At 70.3% G+C, this 18,705-nt stretch carries 22 protein-coding genes; 11 read left to right on the top strand and 11 right to left on the bottom strand.

From position 1 onward, the window contains the following. Positions 1–33: 33 nt before the first annotated feature. The 4 genes from LX16_RS03845 (at position 34) to LX16_RS03830 (ending at position 4,840) form a co-directional block, all read left to right on the top strand. Positions 34–1,095 (top strand): polyprenyl synthetase family protein, encoded by a 1,062-nt coding sequence (locus LX16_RS03845; protein ID WP_147136977.1) that lies wholly within the window; start codon positions 34–36, stop codon positions 1,093–1,095. A 523-nt stretch (positions 1,096–1,618) separates the two neighbouring features. Then, positions 1,619–2,110, top strand: a complete 492-nt coding sequence (locus tag LX16_RS03840) for a hypothetical protein (protein ID WP_147133170.1) — start codon at positions 1,619–1,621, stop codon at positions 2,108–2,110. Positions 2,111–2,133: 23 nt separating this feature from the next. Then, positions 2,134–2,928 (top strand): class I SAM-dependent methyltransferase, encoded by a 795-nt coding sequence (locus tag LX16_RS03835; protein WP_147133167.1) that lies wholly within the window; start codon positions 2,134–2,136, stop codon positions 2,926–2,928. A gap of 73 nt (positions 2,929–3,001) precedes the next feature. Then, entirely contained in the window at positions 3,002–4,840 is a 1,839-nt protein-coding gene (locus LX16_RS03830; protein ID WP_211354270.1) for a Stk1 family PASTA domain-containing Ser/Thr kinase, read from the top strand. Positions 4,841–4,846: 6 nt separating this feature from the next. Here LX16_RS03830 and bfr read toward each other — a convergent pair whose 3' ends face one another. Both bfr and LX16_RS03820 read right to left on the bottom strand, forming a co-directional pair. Further along, positions 4,847–5,326, bottom strand: coding sequence for a bacterioferritin (gene bfr, locus LX16_RS03825; protein ID WP_147133164.1), 480 nt, complete (start codon positions 5,324–5,326; stop codon positions 4,847–4,849). 105 nt (positions 5,327–5,431) lie between these two features. Beyond that, entirely contained in the window at positions 5,432–5,617 is a 186-nt protein-coding gene (locus LX16_RS03820) for a (2Fe-2S)-binding protein (protein WP_147133160.1), read from the bottom strand. A gap of 152 nt (positions 5,618–5,769) precedes the next feature. On the opposite strand from LX16_RS03820, the gene LX16_RS03815 reads away from it, so the two are divergent. Both LX16_RS03815 and LX16_RS03810 read left to right on the top strand, forming a co-directional pair. Continuing rightward, complete coding sequence (locus LX16_RS03815) at positions 5,770–6,831, top strand: ABC transporter ATP-binding protein (protein WP_147133157.1); 1,062 nt, start codon at positions 5,770–5,772, stop codon at positions 6,829–6,831. Further along, positions 6,828–7,772 (top strand): ABC transporter permease subunit, encoded by a 945-nt coding sequence (locus tag LX16_RS03810; protein WP_147133155.1) that lies wholly within the window; start codon positions 6,828–6,830, stop codon positions 7,770–7,772. Before LX16_RS03815 ends, LX16_RS03810 begins: the two co-directional genes overlap by 4 nt. Before the next feature lie 9 nt (positions 7,773–7,781). Here the strand turns inward: LX16_RS03810 and LX16_RS03805 are convergent, their stop codons facing one another. Beyond that, on the bottom strand, positions 7,782–8,792 hold the full coding sequence (locus tag LX16_RS03805) for a threonine aldolase family protein (protein WP_147133152.1): 1,011 nt from the start codon (positions 8,790–8,792) through the stop codon (positions 7,782–7,784). A 50-nt stretch (positions 8,793–8,842) separates the two neighbouring features. Further along, a complete protein-coding gene (locus LX16_RS26450) occupies positions 8,843–9,019 on the bottom strand; it encodes a hypothetical protein (protein ID WP_158645466.1) in 177 nt (58 codons plus the stop codon). Between the two features lie 107 nt (positions 9,020–9,126). Here LX16_RS26450 and LX16_RS03800 point away from each other — a divergent pair, with 107 nt between their 5' ends. Then, entirely contained in the window at positions 9,127–9,372 is a 246-nt protein-coding gene (locus LX16_RS03800; protein ID WP_147133150.1) for a hypothetical protein, read from the top strand. A gap of 10 nt (positions 9,373–9,382) precedes the next feature. Here LX16_RS03800 and LX16_RS03795 read toward each other — a convergent pair whose 3' ends face one another. Both LX16_RS03795 and LX16_RS03790 read right to left on the bottom strand, forming a co-directional pair. After that, positions 9,383–9,778, bottom strand: coding sequence for a hypothetical protein (locus tag LX16_RS03795; protein WP_147133145.1), 396 nt, complete (start codon positions 9,776–9,778; stop codon positions 9,383–9,385). Positions 9,779–9,871: 93 nt separating this feature from the next. Beyond that, positions 9,872–11,266, bottom strand: coding sequence for a class II 3-deoxy-7-phosphoheptulonate synthase (locus LX16_RS03790; protein WP_147133141.1), 1,395 nt, complete (start codon positions 11,264–11,266; stop codon positions 9,872–9,874). A 156-nt stretch (positions 11,267–11,422) separates the two neighbouring features. Here LX16_RS03790 and LX16_RS03785 point away from each other — a divergent pair, with 156 nt between their 5' ends. Both LX16_RS03785 and LX16_RS03780 read left to right on the top strand, forming a co-directional pair. After that, positions 11,423–12,049: a cyclodeaminase/cyclohydrolase family protein gene (locus LX16_RS03785; RefSeq protein WP_147133138.1), complete on the top strand. Its 627-nt coding sequence runs from the start codon at positions 11,423–11,425 to the stop codon at positions 12,047–12,049. 89 nt (positions 12,050–12,138) lie between these two features. Beyond that, the gene (locus LX16_RS03780) at positions 12,139–12,972 is read left to right on the top strand and encodes a bifunctional 5,10-methylenetetrahydrofolate dehydrogenase/5,10-methenyltetrahydrofolate cyclohydrolase (protein ID WP_147133134.1); all 834 of its coding nucleotides are present in this window, start codon (positions 12,139–12,141) and stop codon (positions 12,970–12,972) included. Between the two features lie 38 nt (positions 12,973–13,010). Here LX16_RS03780 and LX16_RS03775 read toward each other — a convergent pair whose 3' ends face one another. Beyond that, entirely contained in the window at positions 13,011–13,523 is a 513-nt protein-coding gene (locus LX16_RS03775) for a GNAT family N-acetyltransferase (protein ID WP_147133131.1), read from the bottom strand. Between the two features lie 219 nt (positions 13,524–13,742). Between LX16_RS03775 and LX16_RS03770 the strand changes: the two genes are divergently transcribed. Next, positions 13,743–14,114 (top strand): hypothetical protein, encoded by a 372-nt coding sequence (locus LX16_RS03770; RefSeq protein ID WP_147133128.1) that lies wholly within the window; start codon positions 13,743–13,745, stop codon positions 14,112–14,114. A gap of 3 nt (positions 14,115–14,117) precedes the next feature. Here the strand turns inward: LX16_RS03770 and LX16_RS03765 are convergent, their stop codons facing one another. The 3 genes from LX16_RS03765 to LX16_RS03755 all read right to left on the bottom strand — a co-directional run bounded on the left by LX16_RS03765 (position 14,118) and on the right by LX16_RS03755 (position 16,200). After that, positions 14,118–14,519, bottom strand: coding sequence for a hypothetical protein (locus LX16_RS03765; protein ID WP_147133125.1), 402 nt, complete (start codon positions 14,517–14,519; stop codon positions 14,118–14,120). Between the two features lie 57 nt (positions 14,520–14,576). Next, complete coding sequence (locus tag LX16_RS03760; protein ID WP_147133122.1) at positions 14,577–15,602, bottom strand: 6-phosphofructokinase; 1,026 nt, start codon at positions 15,600–15,602, stop codon at positions 14,577–14,579. Between the two features lie 70 nt (positions 15,603–15,672). Further along, positions 15,673–16,200, bottom strand: a complete 528-nt coding sequence (locus LX16_RS03755) for a polyadenylate-specific 3'-exoribonuclease AS (RefSeq protein WP_147133119.1) — start codon at positions 16,198–16,200, stop codon at positions 15,673–15,675. A gap of 383 nt (positions 16,201–16,583) precedes the next feature. Here LX16_RS03755 and LX16_RS03750 point away from each other — a divergent pair, with 383 nt between their 5' ends. Then, positions 16,584–17,231, top strand: coding sequence for a cyclic nucleotide-binding domain-containing protein (locus LX16_RS03750; RefSeq protein WP_147136971.1), 648 nt, complete (start codon positions 16,584–16,586; stop codon positions 17,229–17,231). A gap of 51 nt (positions 17,232–17,282) precedes the next feature. On the opposite strand, the gene larA is transcribed toward LX16_RS03750, so the two are convergent. Continuing rightward, on the bottom strand, positions 17,283–18,554 hold the full coding sequence (gene larA / locus LX16_RS03745; protein ID WP_147133116.1) for a nickel-dependent lactate racemase: 1,272 nt from the start codon (positions 18,552–18,554) through the stop codon (positions 17,283–17,285). Positions 18,555–18,705: the final 151 nt, after the last annotated feature.

Raw genomic sequence — 18,705 nt, 5'->3', positions numbered from 1 at the left:
CCGACCGCGTACCTTCGGCGTGTGCGATCCCCGATCGATCACGCGGACCTGGGTGCCCGTGTGGAAGACGCCCTCACTCGATTCCTACGACGCCAACGTGACCGGTTGACCGGGATCGACGGCGAGTTGACCGCGGTCGCGGACACCGCCGAGGCGTTCGTGCTGGGTGGCGGCAAGCGCATCCGGCCCGCCTTCGCCTACTGGGGCTACCGGGGCGCGGGCGGCACGGACGGGGACGAGGTGGTGGCGTGCGTGGCGTCACTGGAACTGCTTCAGGCGTCGGCACTCATGCACGACGACCTGATGGACGATTCCGACACCCGGCGGGGTGGACCGTCGGTGCACCGTCGTTTCGCGTCGGCACACGCGTCGGCGGGGTGGTCCGGCGACGGTGACGGTTTCGGGATGTGCGCGGCGATCCTGTTGGGTGATCTCTGCATGACCTGGTCGGACGAGATGTTCACCGGAGCGGGCATGCCGTGGCCCGCTCTTGCGGCCGCCCGGAACGACTTCGACGCCATGCGCACCGAGGTCAGCGCCGGCCAGTATCTGGACGTACTCACCCAGGCGCAGCGCGACAACACGATCGACCGCGCGCAGAAGGTCGCCAGGTACAAGTCCGCCAAGTACACGGTGGAACGGCCCCTGTTGATGGGAGCCGCCCTCGCCGGTGACGACCCGCGTGTGCGCAGGACGTACTCCGCCTACGGCCTGCCACTGGGCGAGGCGTTCCAGTTGCGCGACGACGTGCTGGGCGTGTTCGGCGACCCGGCTCAGACCGGCAAGCCCGCCGGTGACGACCTGCGGGAGGGCAAACACACCTTCCTGGTCGCGCACGCCTACCAGGCGGCCAACCGGGCCGGCCGGGCGCTGCTCGACGGATCCCTCGGCGACGCCGAACTCACCGACGGCGGTATCGAGGCGCTACGGTCGCTGATCACCGAGACCGGCGCGTTGGCGGTCACCGAGCAGCGCATCGACCGGTTGGCCGAGCAGTCGGCCGCCGCACTGCGGTCCGGCAAGGACCTGATCGAAGACGAGGCGGCAGTGGTCCTGGCCGAACTCGCGGAGGCCGCCGTCCGCCGGTCGTTGTGAACCCGCGCCACGTGACGCGCGGGAGTCCGTGACCTCGAAGGCCGTCTTCGGTCCCGCTGTTCTGCTGCCCGTCGCCCGGCCGACGTCTCGCGGCGTTGCCGGAGGCGGTGCCGCTGCGAAGCGGTACGTACCACACCGGTACGCACGGACCTTCAAGAGCGATGGCCCCTCCGCCTCGCGAACCCACTCGACCGGAACACCGCTCGCGACGAACGAGGCCCGAAGACGGCCCCTTAGGCGAGGCCGGCACGAGTGTCACCGGTTTCGCGGGAACCGGGCCGTTTTCCGTCTTCCGGGGTAGCCCGATCGGACGAGCCCCGGTGACCCGGGCGATCGGTTCGCCGATGGCGCGGCGATCGGCAGTGACCCAACGGGCGCCCATGTCGTTGAACCGGTAACCGCGCGACGACTACGGGTGTCGGTGGTGACGGCGTGGGCCGTCCCGTGCCCGCCCGGTCGTCGCACTGTCGATGATGGCGGTGGGGTGCCCGGGGAGAGCGCGCCCGCCGCGTTGAGGGGAATCATGAGACTTGATCGTGAGATCGCCGGCCTCGCACGCTCGCTGGCGTACGATCTCCGCCGTTCCCGGCGCGCCAGGCTCTATCTGATCGTCGTGGTCGCGGTCGTCGTGATGGCGACCGCCGCCTGGTCGACGTCGGGGCTGTGGAGTGGTCCGACGGCGCCGGGTGGACAGGCGGCCGACGCGGACGGTGATCCGCTCGACCCGGCCGGGCTGGCCGAACAACACGGCGCGGCCCCCGACGGACGCGGGAAGACCCGCGACTCCGGGTCGGAAAGCCCGTCCGCCTCCGAATCGGCGTCCTCCTCGGCACCCGCGACGGAGTCGCCCGTGCCTCCGCTGCCGGAGGAGACCCCGAGCGAGTCGCCCGAACCGGATCCGAGTGCGACGAGCCCCAGCGAGACGCCGTCGGGCTCGCCGTCGCAGTCTCCGTCGGCGTCTCCTTCGCCGGGCGGTTCGGGTTCTCCGACCGATCCGTCGTCGGGCACCCCGTGACGCGCCCCCGCTAGGCTGTCGCGATGACGTCCCCGTTCACGGCCAGGAGGCCACTGCGGGAACGGGCCTACCCCGATCCCTCCAATCTGGAGACACGCCGGGCCGTGTACCGGTTCCGCAGGCCACCACTGGATCTCGTCGGCGAGGTGGCCGCACGTCTGGCGACGGCGCCTCCCGGCACGCTGCTCGACGTCGGCAGCGGGTCGGGGGTGCACACTCGTGCGCTCCGCGATCGTCATCCGGACCGCACGGTGATCGGCCTCGACCTCTCGCACGGCATGGCCGGTCACACCGGTCCCCCGGCGGTCGTCGCCGACGCCGAGGCGTTGCCCGTGGCGGACGGTGTGGTGGCCGGGTGTCTGGCCGTCCACATGCTCTACCACGTGCCCCGGCCGCGACTCGCCGTGGCGGAGCTGGCGAGGGTCCTGACCGACGACGGTCTCGTGGTGATCGTCGCCCAGGACGGCGGAGACCGGGCCGAGGTGGAGGGGTTGTGGCGGGACTGCGTCCACGCCACCGGCGGAGAGTGGCGGAGGGAGTCCCCGCTGGACCTGTCGGGCATGGCGGTACTGGCCGCCGATCACTTCGAGTCGGTGACGCGGCACGACTTCCCGGGTGAGACGGTGGTGCCGGACTGGCGGCCGGTGGTGGCGTATCAGGAATCGACCCGCGCGCTGTCCGGCCTGTCCGACGCCGGTTTCGACGCGGCGATGGCGGAGTTCACGGCGCGGGTGCGGTCCGAGGTCGCACGCACCGGCGTCTTCCGCTTCACCAACCGGGTGGGGATCCTGACGGCGCGCCGGCCGTTGCGGAGCTGAGCACCGGGGCCGGACCTGCCGGATCGTCCGGATTGGCGGGTTTGCGGCGTCACCGCTCGTAGAATCCGAGTTCGTGGGGGACGAACCGGTCGACATCGAGGTCGGACCGGCCGGCCCGTTGATCGGGCGGCTCGTCGACGACCGTTACCGCGTACTGGAGCCGATCGCGGTCGGCGGGATGGCCCGGGTGTTCCTGGCCGAGGACGAGCGGCTGGAACGCCGGGTCGCCTTGAAGATCATCGACGACCGGCACGCCGGCGATCCGAGGTTCGCGGCGGGGTTCGCCCGGGAGGCGAAGACCGTCGCCCGGTTGTCGCATCCCAACGTCGTCGCCGTCTTCGATCAGGGATGCCACGACGGTCTGCCCTATGTGGTCATGGAGTACGTCGCGGGCAGGACGCTGCGCGACGTGTTGAACGCCAGGCGCAGGCTGCCGGTGGCGGAGGCGCTGCGCATCACCGACCAGGTGCTCGCGGGGCTGGCGGCGGCGCACCGTTGCGGCCTCGTCCACCGGGACGTGAAACCGGAGAACATCCTCATCACCGGCGACGGCGACGAGCTGACCGTGAAGGTCGCCGACTTCGGGCTCGCGCACGCCGTCCAGGCGGGATCCGACGCGACGGGTGAGGGACCGTTGCTGGCCACCGTCGCGTACGTGCCGCCGGAGCTGCTGACGGGGGGCCGAGTCACCGCCCGCGCGGACGTGTACTCCGCCGGTGTCGTGTTGTTCGAGATGGTGACCGGCCGGGTGCCGTTCGACGGTCCCGATCCCGACGCGGTCGCCGCCATGCACGTGGAACGGGTCGTGCCGGCGGCGGGTTCGCTGCGACCCGGGTTGCCCGCCGACCTCGATGCGCTGATCCTGCGGTGTACCCGCCGTGACCCCGCCGCGCGTCCGCCGGACGCCCTGTCGTTCGGCCGGGCGCTGCGCGGCGTCCGCGGCCGCCCGGTCGGGGCGGCACGGCGGGTGTCGCCTCCCACGCGCGTCGTGAGACCGCCGAGGCAGCGGCGTGCCTCGTGGCGGAGCGGTGACACGGCCGGTCGGGGCCTGTTCGGGCAGTTCGTGATGGTGGCGGTGCTGCTGGCACTGGTGGGGGCGGGCGGCTGGTGGCTCGCCGACGGCCGGTACACGCAGGCGCCGTCGCTGCTGAACCGGGACGCCGCCGAGGTGGAGGGGATCGCGGCCGCGTACGGGATGGCGGTGGAGTTCACCGCTCCGCGGTTCAGCCAGTCGGTCCCCGAGTCGCGCGTGTTGGCCCAGGACCCGGATCCGGGCGAACGGATGCCCAGGGACGGGGTCATCACCGTGACGGTGTCCCGGGGGCCGGAGCGGCACGAGGTCCCCGGTCTGCGCGGGTTGTCACTGGCCGAGGCCGAACGTCTGCTGGCGGATCTGCAGCTGGCCGCGGAGGTGGTGGAACGGCGGTGGCACGACGGTCACGCCGAGGGAGAGGTGATCGACAGCGATCCACCGGGCGGCCGGGTGGTGCATCCCGGCACGGTCGTGGGCCTGACGGTGAGTCGCGGGCCGGTTCCCGCCCGGGTCCCGGACGTCACCGGTACCGACGAGGCCGACGCCCTGCGCGCGGTCCGTGGTGAGGGGCTCCGGCCCGAGGTGGAGCGACGGTACTCGCCGACCGTTCCGGCGGGCCGTGTGCTGGGTCAGTCCCCGCCGCCGGGGACGGGCGTGGCCCTGGATACCGGCGTGCGGTTGACCGTGAGCCGGGGACCGGCGCCGGTGCCGGTCCCCGACGTGGTCGGGGAATCGGTCGCATCGGCGCTCGAGACGCTGACCGAGGCGGGTTTCGAGGTGGTGGTGCGGGGTGACGCGGACGGGCGGGTCGTGCGGCAGGACCCCGAAGCCGGGAGGTCCCTGCCCCGGGGTGCCCGTGTGACGATCGTCGCGCGGTGAGACCGCTCAGTCGGACGGCTGGGCGATGAGCGACTGCAGGTACAGCGGTTCGCCGAGCTTCTCGATGAGGTCGAGCTGGGTCTCCAGGTAGTCGATGTGGCCTTCTTCGTCGGCGAGGATCGCCTCGAAGATCTTCGCGGACGTCACGTCCCCGACCGAGCGCATGTGCTCGATGCCGCGACGCAACCGGTCGACGGCCTCCTTCTCGATCTCCATGTCGCAGGAGAACTGTTCCGGTACGGTCTGGCCGATGCGGAGGTGGAACAGCCGCTGGTAGTTCGGGAGGTCTTCGAGGAACAGGATGCGGTCGGTCAGCACCTCGGCGTGCCGCATCTCGTCGATCGACTCGGCGCGCGTGTGGGCGGCGAGCTTGGTGTAACCCCAGTTCTCCTGCATCTTGGCGTGCAGGAAGTACTGGTTGATGGCGGTCAGCTCGGCGGTGAGCTGCTCGTTCAGGAACTCGATGACGCGTTCGTCGCCTCGCATGACGTTTCCCTTCTCCGGTGTGTGGCGGAACGCTACAAAACCCGGAAAAGGGACATCGCGCCAGGAAACCCTAATATAGGGCAGGCTTGGCTAACGTCAGGACCGTCAACCCTGCGAGAGCGCGGGAGAACCGTAGTGGGCCTCGAGCATGTCGGCGATGCGGTCCAGGCAGGTGCCGCAACCGGTTCCCGCCTCACACGCGTCGCCGACCGCCTCCTCCGTGCGGGCGCCGGCGCGGATGCACTCGTGGACCTCGCTCTCGGGGACACGGTTGCAGATGCAGACGTACACCAACCCTCCTAGGTAAGCCTTGCCTTACGAAGGCTCACCTAAGGTATCCGGCGGGTCCGTTTCGCGGCAATCCTCCGAAGAGCCGGGGACGGCGGGCCGTTCGCGGGGGCTCCGGCGCAACCGAGCCACCCCCGTACCGCGTCAATGAGGTGATGTCCGTTACACACGTCGATACGACGCCACCCTCCCCCGTCATCGAGATCACCGGCCTGCGCAAGAGGTACCGGTCGATCCGCCGCCCCGGCACCACCGCGCTCGACGGACTCGACATGGTGGTGCACCGAGGACAGATCCACGGCTTCCTCGGCCCCAACGGTTCGGGCAAGACCACCACCCTGCGCATCCTGTTGGGGCTCGCCGCCGCCGACCACGGCCGGATGCGCGTCTTCGGGCGGCCGGTTCCGCAATGCCTGCCGGAACTGAGCGACCGGATCGGCGCGGTCGTGGAGAGCCCCCGGTTCTTCGGCAGTTTCACCGCCCGGCTGACGCTGTCGCTCCTGGCGGGCACCATCGGCCTCCCGGACGTGCGGGTGGAGGAGGTGTTGACCGCGGTCGGCCTGCGCGACCGGGCCGACGAGCCGGTCAAGGGCTACTCGCTGGGGATGCGTCAGCGACTCGCGGTCGCCTCGGCGCTGCTCAAGGACCCCGACCTGCTCATCCTCGACGAACCCACCAACGGGATGGACCCGGCGGGGATCCGCGAGATGCGGGAGATGATGCGCGGCCTGGCCGCCGACGGGATGACGCTGCTGGTGTCCTCACACCTCCTGTCGGAGGTGGAGCAGCTCTGCGACACGATGACCATCGTGTCGCGGGGCCGCCGTGTGACACACGGGCGGGTGGCCGACATCGTGGCGGCCCACACCTCCGACTCGGTCACGGTGACACTCGCCGACGCCGCCGAGGGCGCCCGTGCCGCCGAGGTGTTGCGGAGGGCGGGACTGGCGATCTCGGGACGGGCCGAGCGGGTCGAGGTGTCGGGTGCGGAGTCCCCGGCCGCCGTCACGCGACTGCTGTCGGACAAAGGGATCCACCTCTCCGGCCTGACACGGCAGGCCGCGGACCTCGAGACGGTGTTCCTACGCCTCACCGGGACCGCCCCGGTGGACGGCAGGTACCCGCAGATAGACCATTCACTGTTGCCCCCGGCGGCACGGTCCACCCCGGACGAACGAGAACTCACCGTCACGGTGAGCGAGGGAGCCGAATCGTGAAACTCTTCGTCGTGGAACTGCGGCGGTTCGCGAGCCGCCGCAGCAACCAGGTCCTCGTCCTCGTCGCGATCGGGTTCATGCTGCTGTCGCTCAGCGGCCTGACCATGAGTTCCCACTCCCCCACGGCCGAAGAGGTGTCGACCGCGGAGACGCAGGCACGGGAGAGCCGTGAGGAGCTGGCCGGGGAGTACGACGAGTGCGCGGTGCAGTCGTCCGATCCCGCCCGGGACTGCGGACATCTGACGTCGGGGTACGAGATCGACGCCTCCCAGTTCCTGCCGGGTGTGGTCGTCTTCTCCGAGGACGCCGCAGACCAGTTGTCCTTCCTGTTCGTGGTCTTCGCGTTCTGCGGCCTGCTCACGGCCGGGTCCTTCATCGGCGCGGAGTGGACCTCGGGTGGGATGACGAACCTCCTGCTGTGGCAGCCGCGCCGTGGGAAGGTCTTCGCGGCGAAGACGGGCGCCGCCGTGTCGATGGTGTCGGTGGTGACGTGGGGCTACACGCTGGTGCACCTCGGAGCACTGTGGGCGATCTCGGCCACCAGGGGGCTCGTCGGCGACCTGACGCCCACCTGGTGGGCGGCCACATTCGACCTGGCCGGGCGGCTGTTCCTCGTCGTGGTGTTGGCGACGGTCCTGGGGGTGGCGTTCGCGATGATCGGGCGGCGCACGGTCACCGGGATCGCCGTCGTCATCGCCTACCTGATCCTGGTCGAGTACGGCGGCCAGTTGATGTCACTGGTGATCGGGGCCTCCATCGACGATCTGATCCTGTCCACCTACCTGGTGGCGTGGATCAACGACGGACTCGACACGATGCGACCCGACTACACCGTCGTGGAGACGACGCCGGGCTGGCTGGGCGGCCTGGTTCTCATCGTGGTGACGGCGGTCGTCACGGCCGTGGCGGCGGTCCGGTTCCAGCGGCAGGACGCGAACTGACCGGTCGGGTCACGCCAGTTCGCCGAGGACCTTGATCGCGTGGTCGACGCCGTCGTCGTCCACGTCGAGGTGGGTGAGCAGCCGGCCCCCGTCACTGCTCAACACCGAGATGAGGACGCCCTGTTCGGCGGCGTCGGCGGCGAGCGCGGCCAGTCCGGGGTGCCGCAACAGGACGATGTTGGTCTCGACGCGGCCGGGGTCGGTGAGACCCCGGTGCGCGAGCGCCTCGGCCAGCCGCCGGGCGCGGGCGTGGTCGGCGGCGAGCCGGTCCACGTGGTGGTGGACGGCGTGGCGGGCCGCGGCGGCGAGGAAGCCGATCTGGCGCATCCCGCCGCCCATCCGCTTACGCAGCGCCCGTGCCCGCGCGACGTTCTCGGCACTGGAGACGAGGATGGAGCCGACCGGCGCGCCCAGGCCCTTGGAGAAGCAGAGCGACACGGTGTCGAAGAGGCGGCCGTACTCGGCCAGTGGAACCCCGGAGGCGACGTGCGCGTTCCACAACCGGGCACCGTCGAGGTGGAGGAGGAGTCCCCTCTCGTCCGCGAGCCGCCGCAGCCGCCGCAGTTCCTCGATCGCCAGGACGGTGCCGCCGCCTCGGTTGTGGGTGTTCTCCACGGCGATCGCCCGGGTCGCGACGGTGTGGTAGGCGACGGACTCGCGTACGTGACGGCCGACCACGTCGACGTCGAGCCTGCCGGCGGTGGAGGGCCAGCTCTGGGTGGAGATGCCGCCGATGGCCGCCGCCGCGCCGCCCTCGTGGGCGAGGATGTGGGACTCGGAGTCGACGAGCAGTTCACCGCCCGGCGGCACGAGGAGTTGCAGGCCGATCTGGTTGGCCATGGATCCGCTCGGTGTGAACACACCGGCCTCGTGGCCGAGGAGTGCGGCGACCTCGGCCTCCAGGGCGTTGACCGTGGGGTCCTCGCCGTACACGTCGTCGCCCAGCTCGGCGTCGAACATCGCCTCTCGCATGGCGGCGGTGGGGCGGGTGACGGTGTCGGATCGCAGATCAACCAGCATGGGGTGAGACTAGGACGCCCGGTGAGGGACGCCCGAGTCCGGGTGGTGCGTCACATGCACTGATCACCCATGGCGACGTTGCACTGGTAGCCCGCGCCCCACGGGCAGCAGAAGAAGCACGCGTCGCTGCACTGGCAGTAGCACTTGTCGGTGTTGCTCGCGGAGGCGGCGCGTCGCGGGGCGAGCCGGTCCAGGATTCGGTCGAATGCGCGGGTGACGGTGGACATGGCGGATTCCTTTCAGGAGGCGCTTTCGCGATCCTAACGATGGAATCGATACATATCAATTGCTCCCGGCGGCGGTTTCGGTCAGCCGGACTTGCCACAATCAGTGGATGACGGACGAGGGTTATCTCCTGGTGTTCCCCGAACGCGCCTCGGCGGAGTCGGTCGCCCGGGCCGTGAGCGACCGGTACGGCCCGGACGACCGGATCCGCGTGGTCCGGGAGTCGCTCGCGGGCGAGGACGACGCGGAGGACGCGCAGTGGCTCGTCCCGCTCCACGATCCCCGCGCCGAGGACGAGCGGGAGTGGCTGGCGGATCTGGCCTCCGCCTACGACGGGTGGCTGGAGACCGCCTGACCGGACCGGCTCACCGCGGTGCGGCGTCCGGCCCCGGATCGGCCGGGGACTCACGCGGATCGCCGTCGCGCCGGTAGGCGGCGGCCTGTTCGTCGAGCCAGCGGGAGTGCGACTCCCAGGCGGCCTGCTTGCTGGTGCCCAGCGCCGCGCCGATCTCGGACCAGGACGCGCCCGCGGCCCGGGCGGTACGCACCGACAGTTGTCGCCCGTACCCGGCCTTGCGGGCGATCGTCTCCCCGAGGGCCAACAGGTCCAGCGCCTCCGAAGCCGTCAGCGGTTCGGGGTCGCCGGGCGACGCGGTCTCGTCGGGCCTGGGCGCCAGGGAGTCACGGGTGCGCAGTTCCTCGAAGCGGGCGACCGCCGTGAGCAGGGTGTGCCGGGTGTCGAGTTCCTCGGGTGTCGTCATCCGCCGACGATAACGTCAAGCCACCTTGACGTCAAGTGGCCTTGACGCGACGAACCCCGCCCGGCGGCCCGGGCGGGGTTCGTCGGCATGCCGTCAGTGGCGCAGCATCTCCGCCACCAGGAACGCCAGTTCCAGCGACTGCTGCGTGTTCAGGCGGGGATCGCAGGCGGTCTCGTACCGTTGCGACAGGTGCTCGTCCTCCAACGCCTGGGCGCCGCCGAGACACTCCGTGACGTCCTCACCGGTCAGTTCGATGTGGATGCCGCCGGGGTGGGTGCCGATCGCCCGGTGCACCTCGAAGAAGCCCAGTACCTCGTCCACGACCCGGTCGAAATGCCGGGTCTTGTAGCCGTTGGAGGACTCGTGGGTGTTGCCGTGCATGGGATCGCACTGCCAGACCACCTCGCGGCCGGCCGCGTGCACCTTCTCCACGATCGGCGGCAACGCGTCACGGATCCGCTGGTTGCCCAGCCGGGTGATCAGCGTCAGCCGTCCCGGGATGTTGTCCGGGTTGAGCTTCTCGCACGCCTCCAACGCCCAGTCCGGCGACGTGGTGGCGCCCAGCTTCACCCCGATCGGGTTGTCGATGCGGGAGATGTAGTCGATGTGCGCGCCGTCGAGCCTGCGCGTGCGTTCACCGACCCACAGGAAGTGTCCGGACAGGCCGTACGCGCGGTCGTCGCTCACCCGGGTCAACGCACGGTCGTACTCCAGGGCCAACGCCTCGTGGCTGGCGTACACCGTCACCGAGTGCAGCGCGTCGTCGTCGACACCGCAGGCCGACATGAACGCCAGCGCACGGTCGATCTCCCGGCCGATCGCCTCGTAACGCTCCCCCGCCGGGGACTGCCGGACGAAGTTGCGATTCCACTCGTGCACGGCGCGCAGGTCGGCGATACCCCCCGACAGGTAGGCGCGGAGCATGTTCATGGCCGCCGCCGCGTTGGCGTAGGCGCGGATCATCCGCTGCGGGTCGGCGACCCGTGCCTCGGGCGTCGCCTCCAAGGAGTTGATCATGTCTCCGCGGTACACCGGCAGGCCGAGCGCGTCGACGTCCGCCGAGCGCGGCTTGGTGTACTGCCCGGCGACCCGGCCGACCTTCACCACCGGCATGCTCGCGCCGTAGGTCAGGACCACCGCCATCTGGAGAAGGGTCCGGGCGTTGGCGACCAGGTGCGATTCGGTGTTGTCGGCGAAGGTCTCGGCGCAGTCGCCGCCCTGCAACAGGAACGCCCGGCCGGCGCACACCTCGGCGAGCTGGGAACGCAACGCGTCGACCTCGTAGGGGGCCACGATGGGCGGAACGGTGTCGAGGACCTCACAGACCTGCTCGACCTCGGAATAGTCCGGCCACGGCGGCATCTGGTCGCGGGGAAACTCCCGCCATCGGTCCAGCCCAAGCTGCTCGGCGCGCTGCTGTGCGGCGGCCGGATCGTGACCTCCGGGTATCAGGCCCGGATTGCGCAGTTGATGCCATTCCTGATTCACACCAGCAAGCTTACGGTGTGTCCCCGTCCCGCCTCACCGCCACCACGGCCGTCTCACCTGGCAGGACGGGTGAGAGTGCCCACACGGCATGCTGCGGCGGCCGCCCGCGCGTCAACCGATATCGTCGTCATCGTCCACTCCTGGGGAGGAACGTGCATGAACGATCAGACCGTCGAAGACTGGCTCACCGCGCTCGCGTCGAAGTCCTCCACACCGGGTGGCGGTGCCGCCGCCGCCGTCAACGCCGCGATAGGCGCCGCACTGGTGTCGATGGTGTGCAACCTGACCATCGGTAAACCGAAGTACGCCGAACACGAGTTGACCATGGTCGACGTGCGTTCCCGGGCCGAGGAGCTGCGCACCCGGCTGGTCGGCCTGGCCGCCGAGGACGCCACCGCCTTCGACGCAGTCATGGCCGCCTACGGGCTGCCCAAGACGACCGACGAGGAGAAGGCCGCCCGGAAGGCCGCCGTCCAGGACGCCCTGCACGGCGCCGCCGACGTCCCCATGCGCATCGCCGCGACCGCCGCCGACGTCATCGCACTGGCGGGACGCATCCTCGACGGCGCCAACGTCAACGTGCTGTCCGACGTCGCCGTGGCGGTGGACTCCGCGGGTGCGGCACTGCGGTCGGCGATCCTCAACGTCGAAGTCAACCGGGCGGCGATCACCGACGAGGGTCACCGGGCCGAACTGGCCGCCGGCATCGCCCGGTACCAGGACGCGCTGCTCACCGCGGGTGCGATCTCCGAACACGTCGCCACCCGGATCCGGGGCTCCTGACTCGGCAACCCGCGGACGGTCGCGCGACACGCCGTCGCGGTCGTGAGTGGCCGGTCTGAGACCGATCCCACGCGACTAACATGCCGGTAATGCGAAACATTGACGGGCGCGCGATCGCCAAGACCATCGCGGCCGAGGTCACCGCCGCCGCGGCGAAGCTGACGGCGGACGGCGTCACACCGACGTTGGCGGTGGTCGTCCCCACCGACGACGAGGCGACCGCCTGGTACGTCAGGTCGATCGAGCGCACCGCCGCCAAGGTGGGCGTGAGGTGCCGCACCGAACGGCTCACCGACCCGACGGCCGAGAGCCTGACCGCGCTGCTCGACACGTTGTCGGCCGACGACTCGGTGCACGGCGTCATATGCCAGACGCCGCTTCCGGACGGCCTGACCCTGGCCGACGTCGGCTCGCACATCGCAGTGGACAAGGACGTGGACGGTGCCAACCCCGCCGGCCTCGGAAGGCTCGCCGCCGGACTGCCGACCTTCGCTCCGGCGACGGCGGCCGCCGTGCTGGAGATCCTGCGTCGCGAGGAGACGCCGCTGACGGGCCGCCACGCCGTCGTCATCGGACGGTCGACCGTGGTGGGCAAGCCCGCGGCCTTGCTGCTGCTCGCCGAGAACGCCACGGTGACGGTGTGCCACTCGCGCACCGAGGACCTGGCGGCGGTCTGCGCGCGCGCCGACGTCCTCGTCGCGGCCGTCGGCAGGGCGCGGATGGTGACCGGTGACTTCGTCAAACCCGGCGCCGTGGTCGTCGACGTGGGCACCAATCCCACCGACGACGGCGGCCTGGTCGGCGACGTGGACGCCGAGTCGGCCGCGGACGTCGCGTCGGCCCTCACACCGGTGCCCGGCGGGGTGGGACCGGTGACCACGATGCTGTTGATGCGTCACACGGTGCAGGCAGCCGGAGGCTGAGGCGGACGTCGGGGTGCGCCGAGGCGCACCCCGACGTCTCACACTCCGAACGGCGGGGCGTAACGGACTTCGCCGCGTGGTGGTGTCCCGTCGTCGAGGGACGCGACCATGACCGCCTCCTCCGGTGCCTCGAACGGCACCGACACCCCGTGACGGGAGGCGATCTCGAAACCGAACCGGGGGTAGTACTCCGGGTGCCCGAGCACGACCACCGTCGACTCGCCGGCCACACGGGCGGCGTCGAGCGCCGACCTGGTCACCACTCCCCCCAGGCCGCTTCGCTGTAGGCGGGGCAGCACGGCCACCGGCCCGAGCGCGAGGGCCGGCACGGTGCCGATCAGGCACCTGGTCAACACCGCGAAGGCGACGACCTCGCCGGAGCGTACGGCGACCCTGGAGAACTCCGGGATCCAGGCAGGGTCGGCACGCAGGGCGTCCACCAGGTCGGCCTCGTGTGCGGTCGGGAAGGCGGCCAGGTTGACCGCGCGTATTCCCGCGACGTCCTCCGGTCGCTCGCCTCGGACGAGGATGTCGGTATCGGTGTCGGCCATGTTCCTCCAGATGTCGGACCGCGCGGCGGCGGTGCGGTGTCACCGGCGAGACCGGTGGGGTCCATTCCACCGCCTTCGGGCGCGGTTGTCATCCGACTTTCCGCCCCGGCCACGCGACGCACTCATTCGTGCCATTCCCGCGAAGTGCCGGTTACCCGACAGTGTCGTTCCGCGGGGCTCACTAGCGTCGGAGACGTCTCTGCACCGAGGAGGTCCGGCATGCGCAGACTCATCGTCATCCTCGGCGCCGTCGTCACGGCGGTCGCCGCGTCCACTCCCGCATACGCCTACGCTCACGACCGGGTCGCCGATCCGTGGCTGCACACCGCTCTGGACGTGCTGACCCTGGTCATGGTGACGTCTCCCCTGTGGACGGCGTACCTGTGGGGTCCCGGGCGGCGCGGCGCACTCCTGGCGTTGATCGGTGTCGTCCAGATACCGGCGGCGGTCTTCGCCTTCGTCCCGATCGCGGATCCGGTGCTGCACGCGGTGGCACTGTTGGTCGGCGTCACGTCCACGGTGACGTCCATCTGGTACGTGCGGCGCGCCGGCAGGGCCGCCCACACCGCCGGGCGGCCGGCCGTCCGCTGAGGCTCACACCGAGGTGAGGGCGCGCCCGAGGCGGTGGCGCGTCCTCGACACCGGCACGATGTACTCGTGCCTGCGGGTCGTGAGTGCCACTCCGGTCACCCGCCCCGCCTCGGTGAGCACCTCCACCTCCGGGCAACCGGCGTACGGCCCGTCCCACGAACCGTCGGCGGACACCACCGCGTGGTAGGCGCAGTGGGGCTCATCCACGTATCCCCACGCACGGAACGACTCCACGCCGTCGGCCATGTAGATGCCGACGGACAGGATGCGGTCACCGTCCGGGCACCGGTAGAAGGCCCCGCACAGGCCAGGCACCGCGACGTCGTCGAAGTCGACGTCGTAGACGATCTTGTGCAGACTGAAGTTGGCCAGGTCGGGCATCACGACCGGCATGACAGATGACAACGGCACGCACGGTTAAACGAACCATGCGTGCCGCAGTGACGACGTGTAACGGTGTGATCACCCGAAGAACACCGACGCCTCGTCGAGGCGGTGATCCGGCACCGTCTTCAGTTCCGCGGTGGCCTCCGCCAGCGGCACGCGGACGATGTCGGTACCGCGCAGCGCGACCATCTTCCCGTAGTCGCCCTCGTGCACGGCGTCGATGGCGTGAAGGCCGAAGCGGGTCGCCAGTACCCGGTCGAACGCGGTGGGCGTCCCGCCGCGCTGGACGTGCCCGAGTACGACGGCGCGGGACTCCTTGCCGGTCGCCTTCTCGATCTGGTCGGACAGCCACTGCCCGATACCGCCGAGCCGGACGTGCCCGAAGGCGTCGAGTTCGGCGTTCTGCGTGACCATCTCGCCCTCGGCGGGCTGGGCGCCCTCCGCGACGACGACGATCGGCGAGTAGTCGGTGCGGAACCGGGACTCCACCCAGCCGACGACCTCGGAGACCGAGAACCGGCGTTCGGGGACCAGGATGACGTTGGCGCCGCCGGCGAGGCCGGAGTGCAGCGCGATCCAACCCGCGTGGCGGCCCATGACCTCCACCACGACACACCGGTGGTGGCTCTCGGCGGTGGTGTGCAGCCGGTCGATGGCCTCGGTCGCGATGTTGACCGCGGTGTCGAACCCGAAGGTGTAGTCGGTGGCGCCCAGGTCGTTGTCGATCGTCTTGGGCACGCCCACGACCGGGACGTCGAGGTCGGTCAGCTTCTTCGCCACGCCGAGGGTGTCCTCACCGCCGATGGCGACGAGCGCGTCCACACCCAGGTCGGCCAGGTTGGCCTTGACCTTCTCGACACCGCCGTCGACCTTGAACGGGTTGGTCCGGGAGGACCGCAGGATCGTGCCGCCCCGGGGCAGGATCCCCCGTACCTCGGGGATGCCCAACGGCATCGTCTTGCCTTCGAGCGGCCCGCGCCAGCCGTCCCGGAATCCGATGAACTCGTGGCCGTACTCGGCCACTCCCTTGCGGACCACCGCACGGATGACGGCGTTGAGACCGGGGCAGTCCCCGCCACCGGTGAGTACGCCAATGCGCATGTGCACACTCCATATATCTGTACCAGTCGATGGCACAAGACCCCGTTGTCTCTGCCTGTCGTGAGGCAGCTTATACCCGGCCCCCCGTGCCGTCGGAGGTGCGCGTCGACGCCATGGCGTGCCATCTCGCCAGGTTGTGCCGGGCGTCGGCGAGCGCGGAGTGCTGGTCCTCGGGCGCCTTGGGCAGTTCGGGACGTCCGAGGTCGTCCCACAACTGGCGCAGGTCCTTCGTCATGCGCGGGATCGCGCGCGGCAACGCCGGCATGGGCCCCCACAGCTGTGCGAGCGCCACGTGATCGTAGGCGGCGTACCAGGCCCACAGCTCGATGCCGCCTCCGGTGACACCCCGGATCGGTTCCACCAGGAACTCGTACAGCTCGTCGCGGATGTCCCGCCGCGACCGCCACGACCGGTCGCTGATGGTGGGCAGTTTGGCGAGGACGTTCTGCCGCACCCACGGGATCGCCTTGGACTCGTCGAACTCGGTGGACACCGCGTAGAACTCCCGCCCCCGCTCGTCCACCACCCCGATCGACACCAGGTCGATGGTGACGCCGTCCTCGATGAACTCACAGTCGTAGAAATATCGGTACACCAACGCGATTGACCTTTCAGTTGAGAACCGAATCGCTCGAATGGTTCGTCTTGGGGATGACACGCCACGGGTCGGCCACGCCGGGATGTGACGGTACGCCATGCTGGCAATGCACCCCTGTCGGCGGCCGAGGGGATGCACCGAAGAAGGCAAAACGGACATCAGGATATAAACTGGATCGAATCTCGGCTTGGGGAGGCATCGCCGCCGGCTTCAGGATGACCGCTCAACGGTCGAAGCACTGTCGCACATCCGATTGCAGGGGTGTACATCGCCGCGAAAGCCAGCCATGATCTACAGGTACCCACGCAAAGCGGTCCCTTGAGGGGGTTAGGGGGTGGAACGTGGACGCTCGTGCGTCTGACGATCTACTGGCCGGTGTCACCATGTTCACCGGCCTGGATGTCGATGCCCGAAAGCGAATCGCCGCCGCGGCGATCCCACGGCAATACCGGCGAGGACAACTGCTCTTCGTGGAGGGGGACCCGGGAGAGTCGCTGATCATGGTCCGCACCGGTGCCGTGGCGGTGTTCCGCACCGCGCCCACCGGGGAGCGGGCGATGCTGCACGTGGTGCGCGCGCCCGACGTCCTCGGTGAGGTGTCCCTGCTGGACGGTGCGGCACGGTCGGCCTCGGCCGAGGCGCTGGAGGACACGATGGCGGTCGCCGTGGCACGCACGACGTTCCTGGAGATGGTCCACGCCAGCCCCAGCATGCTCGACGCGGTGATGCGCACGATGGGTGGGATCGTGCGCCGGCTCACCGAACAGAACTCGGACCACGTGTTCCTCGACCTTCCGGCGAGGGTGGCCAAGGCGCTGGTCCGGTTGACCGGCCACACCAGCGCCCCCATGGTGACCATCGAGCTCAACCAGACCCAGCTGGCGGAGCTGGCGGGAGGTTCACGGCAGAGCGTCAACCAGGCCATCGGCACGTTCGCCCTCCGAGGCTGGTTGCGCACCGAGGGCCGTCGCATCGTGGTCACCGACATCCCGGCGCTGCGGCGGCGTGCCGGCCTCGACGACCTGCCCTGACCGGTGCCGGTGGAACCGGCGCGCCAGCGCGGGTGCCGGCGGGCGCCCGGTTCACGCCAGGTACGGGATCGTCTGCGGTCCCTCCGGGAGCACACACACCCGGGCGTCGGGTCCGGCGTGCAGCAACAGGTCGGCGACGGTGGTGGCGATGTCGGCGGTGTACTCCAGATGCGCCTCCGCCAGTTCCGCGGGCGTCAGGTGGCCGGTGTGCATGATGACCCGTGCCTTCGACTGGATCTTGGCCTGCACCTGCACCTGCCACTGGTCGGGAAGGGTGGTGGGGCGGCTCTCGATGTCGGCCAGCAGGGCGCGTGGTGAGGGGGCGGAGGTCAACACCCGCCGGAAGTCGCCGTGGTCGGGGAAACCGTCGCGGCACTCGGCGGCGCAGACGATCGTGCCGCCCGGCTTGACGACCGTGGCCGCGGCGGACAGGCCCTTGCTGCACTGGTAGAGGTTCTGGTCCAGTGGGAACCCGGAGTTCGTGGTCACCACGACGTCGAAGGGTTCCGGAACCGGGCGCATGGCGAGTTCCCGTGCGGCGCGCCTGGCCTCGGCGTGCATCTGGAAGATGCTGCCTCCGAACGCGGCGACGATCTCCTTGTCCCGGTTGAGGAGGACGTCCAATCCGAACGCCACGTCACCCACGGCCGCCGTGACGGCGCGGATGTCGTCGTGGACGGGGTTGCCCTCGCATATCCCCCAGGTCGCCGACGGGTGACCGATGCGGGCGGCATCGTGGAGGGTCAACACGGTCTCCAGGCCCGCCAGGCCCGGTGCCACCAGTTTCGGTCCGCCCGAGAATCCGGCGAAGAAGTGCGGTTCGACGAAACCGGTGGTGATCCGGACGTCGGCCTCCACCCAGTGCCGGTTCAGCCAGACGGGTACCCGGTTGCCGTGTTCCCCCCGCCATACCAGGGAGTCGGCGTCGCGGGCGTCGTGATTGACCACCCGGACGGCGGCGGCCAGTCCGGGGCCGAGCATGTCGGCGATCTCCTCGGGCGTGTTCGCCCGGTGGGTGCCCGTCGCCACCAGGATCGTCACGTCGTCCACGTCGACGACGCCGTCGAGCTCGTCCAGGATGGCCGGGATCATCAGGTGACGCGGCTGCGGCCGGGTGCCGTCGCACATCGAGACGGCGACGGTCTGTCCCGGTGAGACCAGCTCCCGCAGCGGCGGCCCGGCGACCGGTTCACGCAGCGCGTTCCGCAGTGTCTCCGCCGGGTCGGCGACGCGCGGCAGGTATCCGGGTTCCACGACGGTGGTACGGCCTGCGGGGAGATCGACCGGCAGGCCGGTCTCGCCGTACGCGAGCCTCACGCGCATACCGTTCCTCCTGTTCCGTCGGCCGGCCTCACGGCCGGGAAGACCGCTCGGCCGTCCTCGGAATCATCATGGCACCGCGCGCGTCGCGGTGCTGTCGGATGACGGCGGGTACGCGACCCGCGTCGCCATCGGAACCGTGGTGACCGCACAC

Source organism: Stackebrandtia albiflava, assembly GCF_007994225.1.
In the GTDB taxonomy this organism is placed as follows: Bacteria; Actinomycetota; Actinomycetes; order Mycobacteriales; family Micromonosporaceae; genus Stackebrandtia; species Stackebrandtia albiflava.
This window is presented reverse-complemented; position numbering and strand designations above follow the sequence as displayed.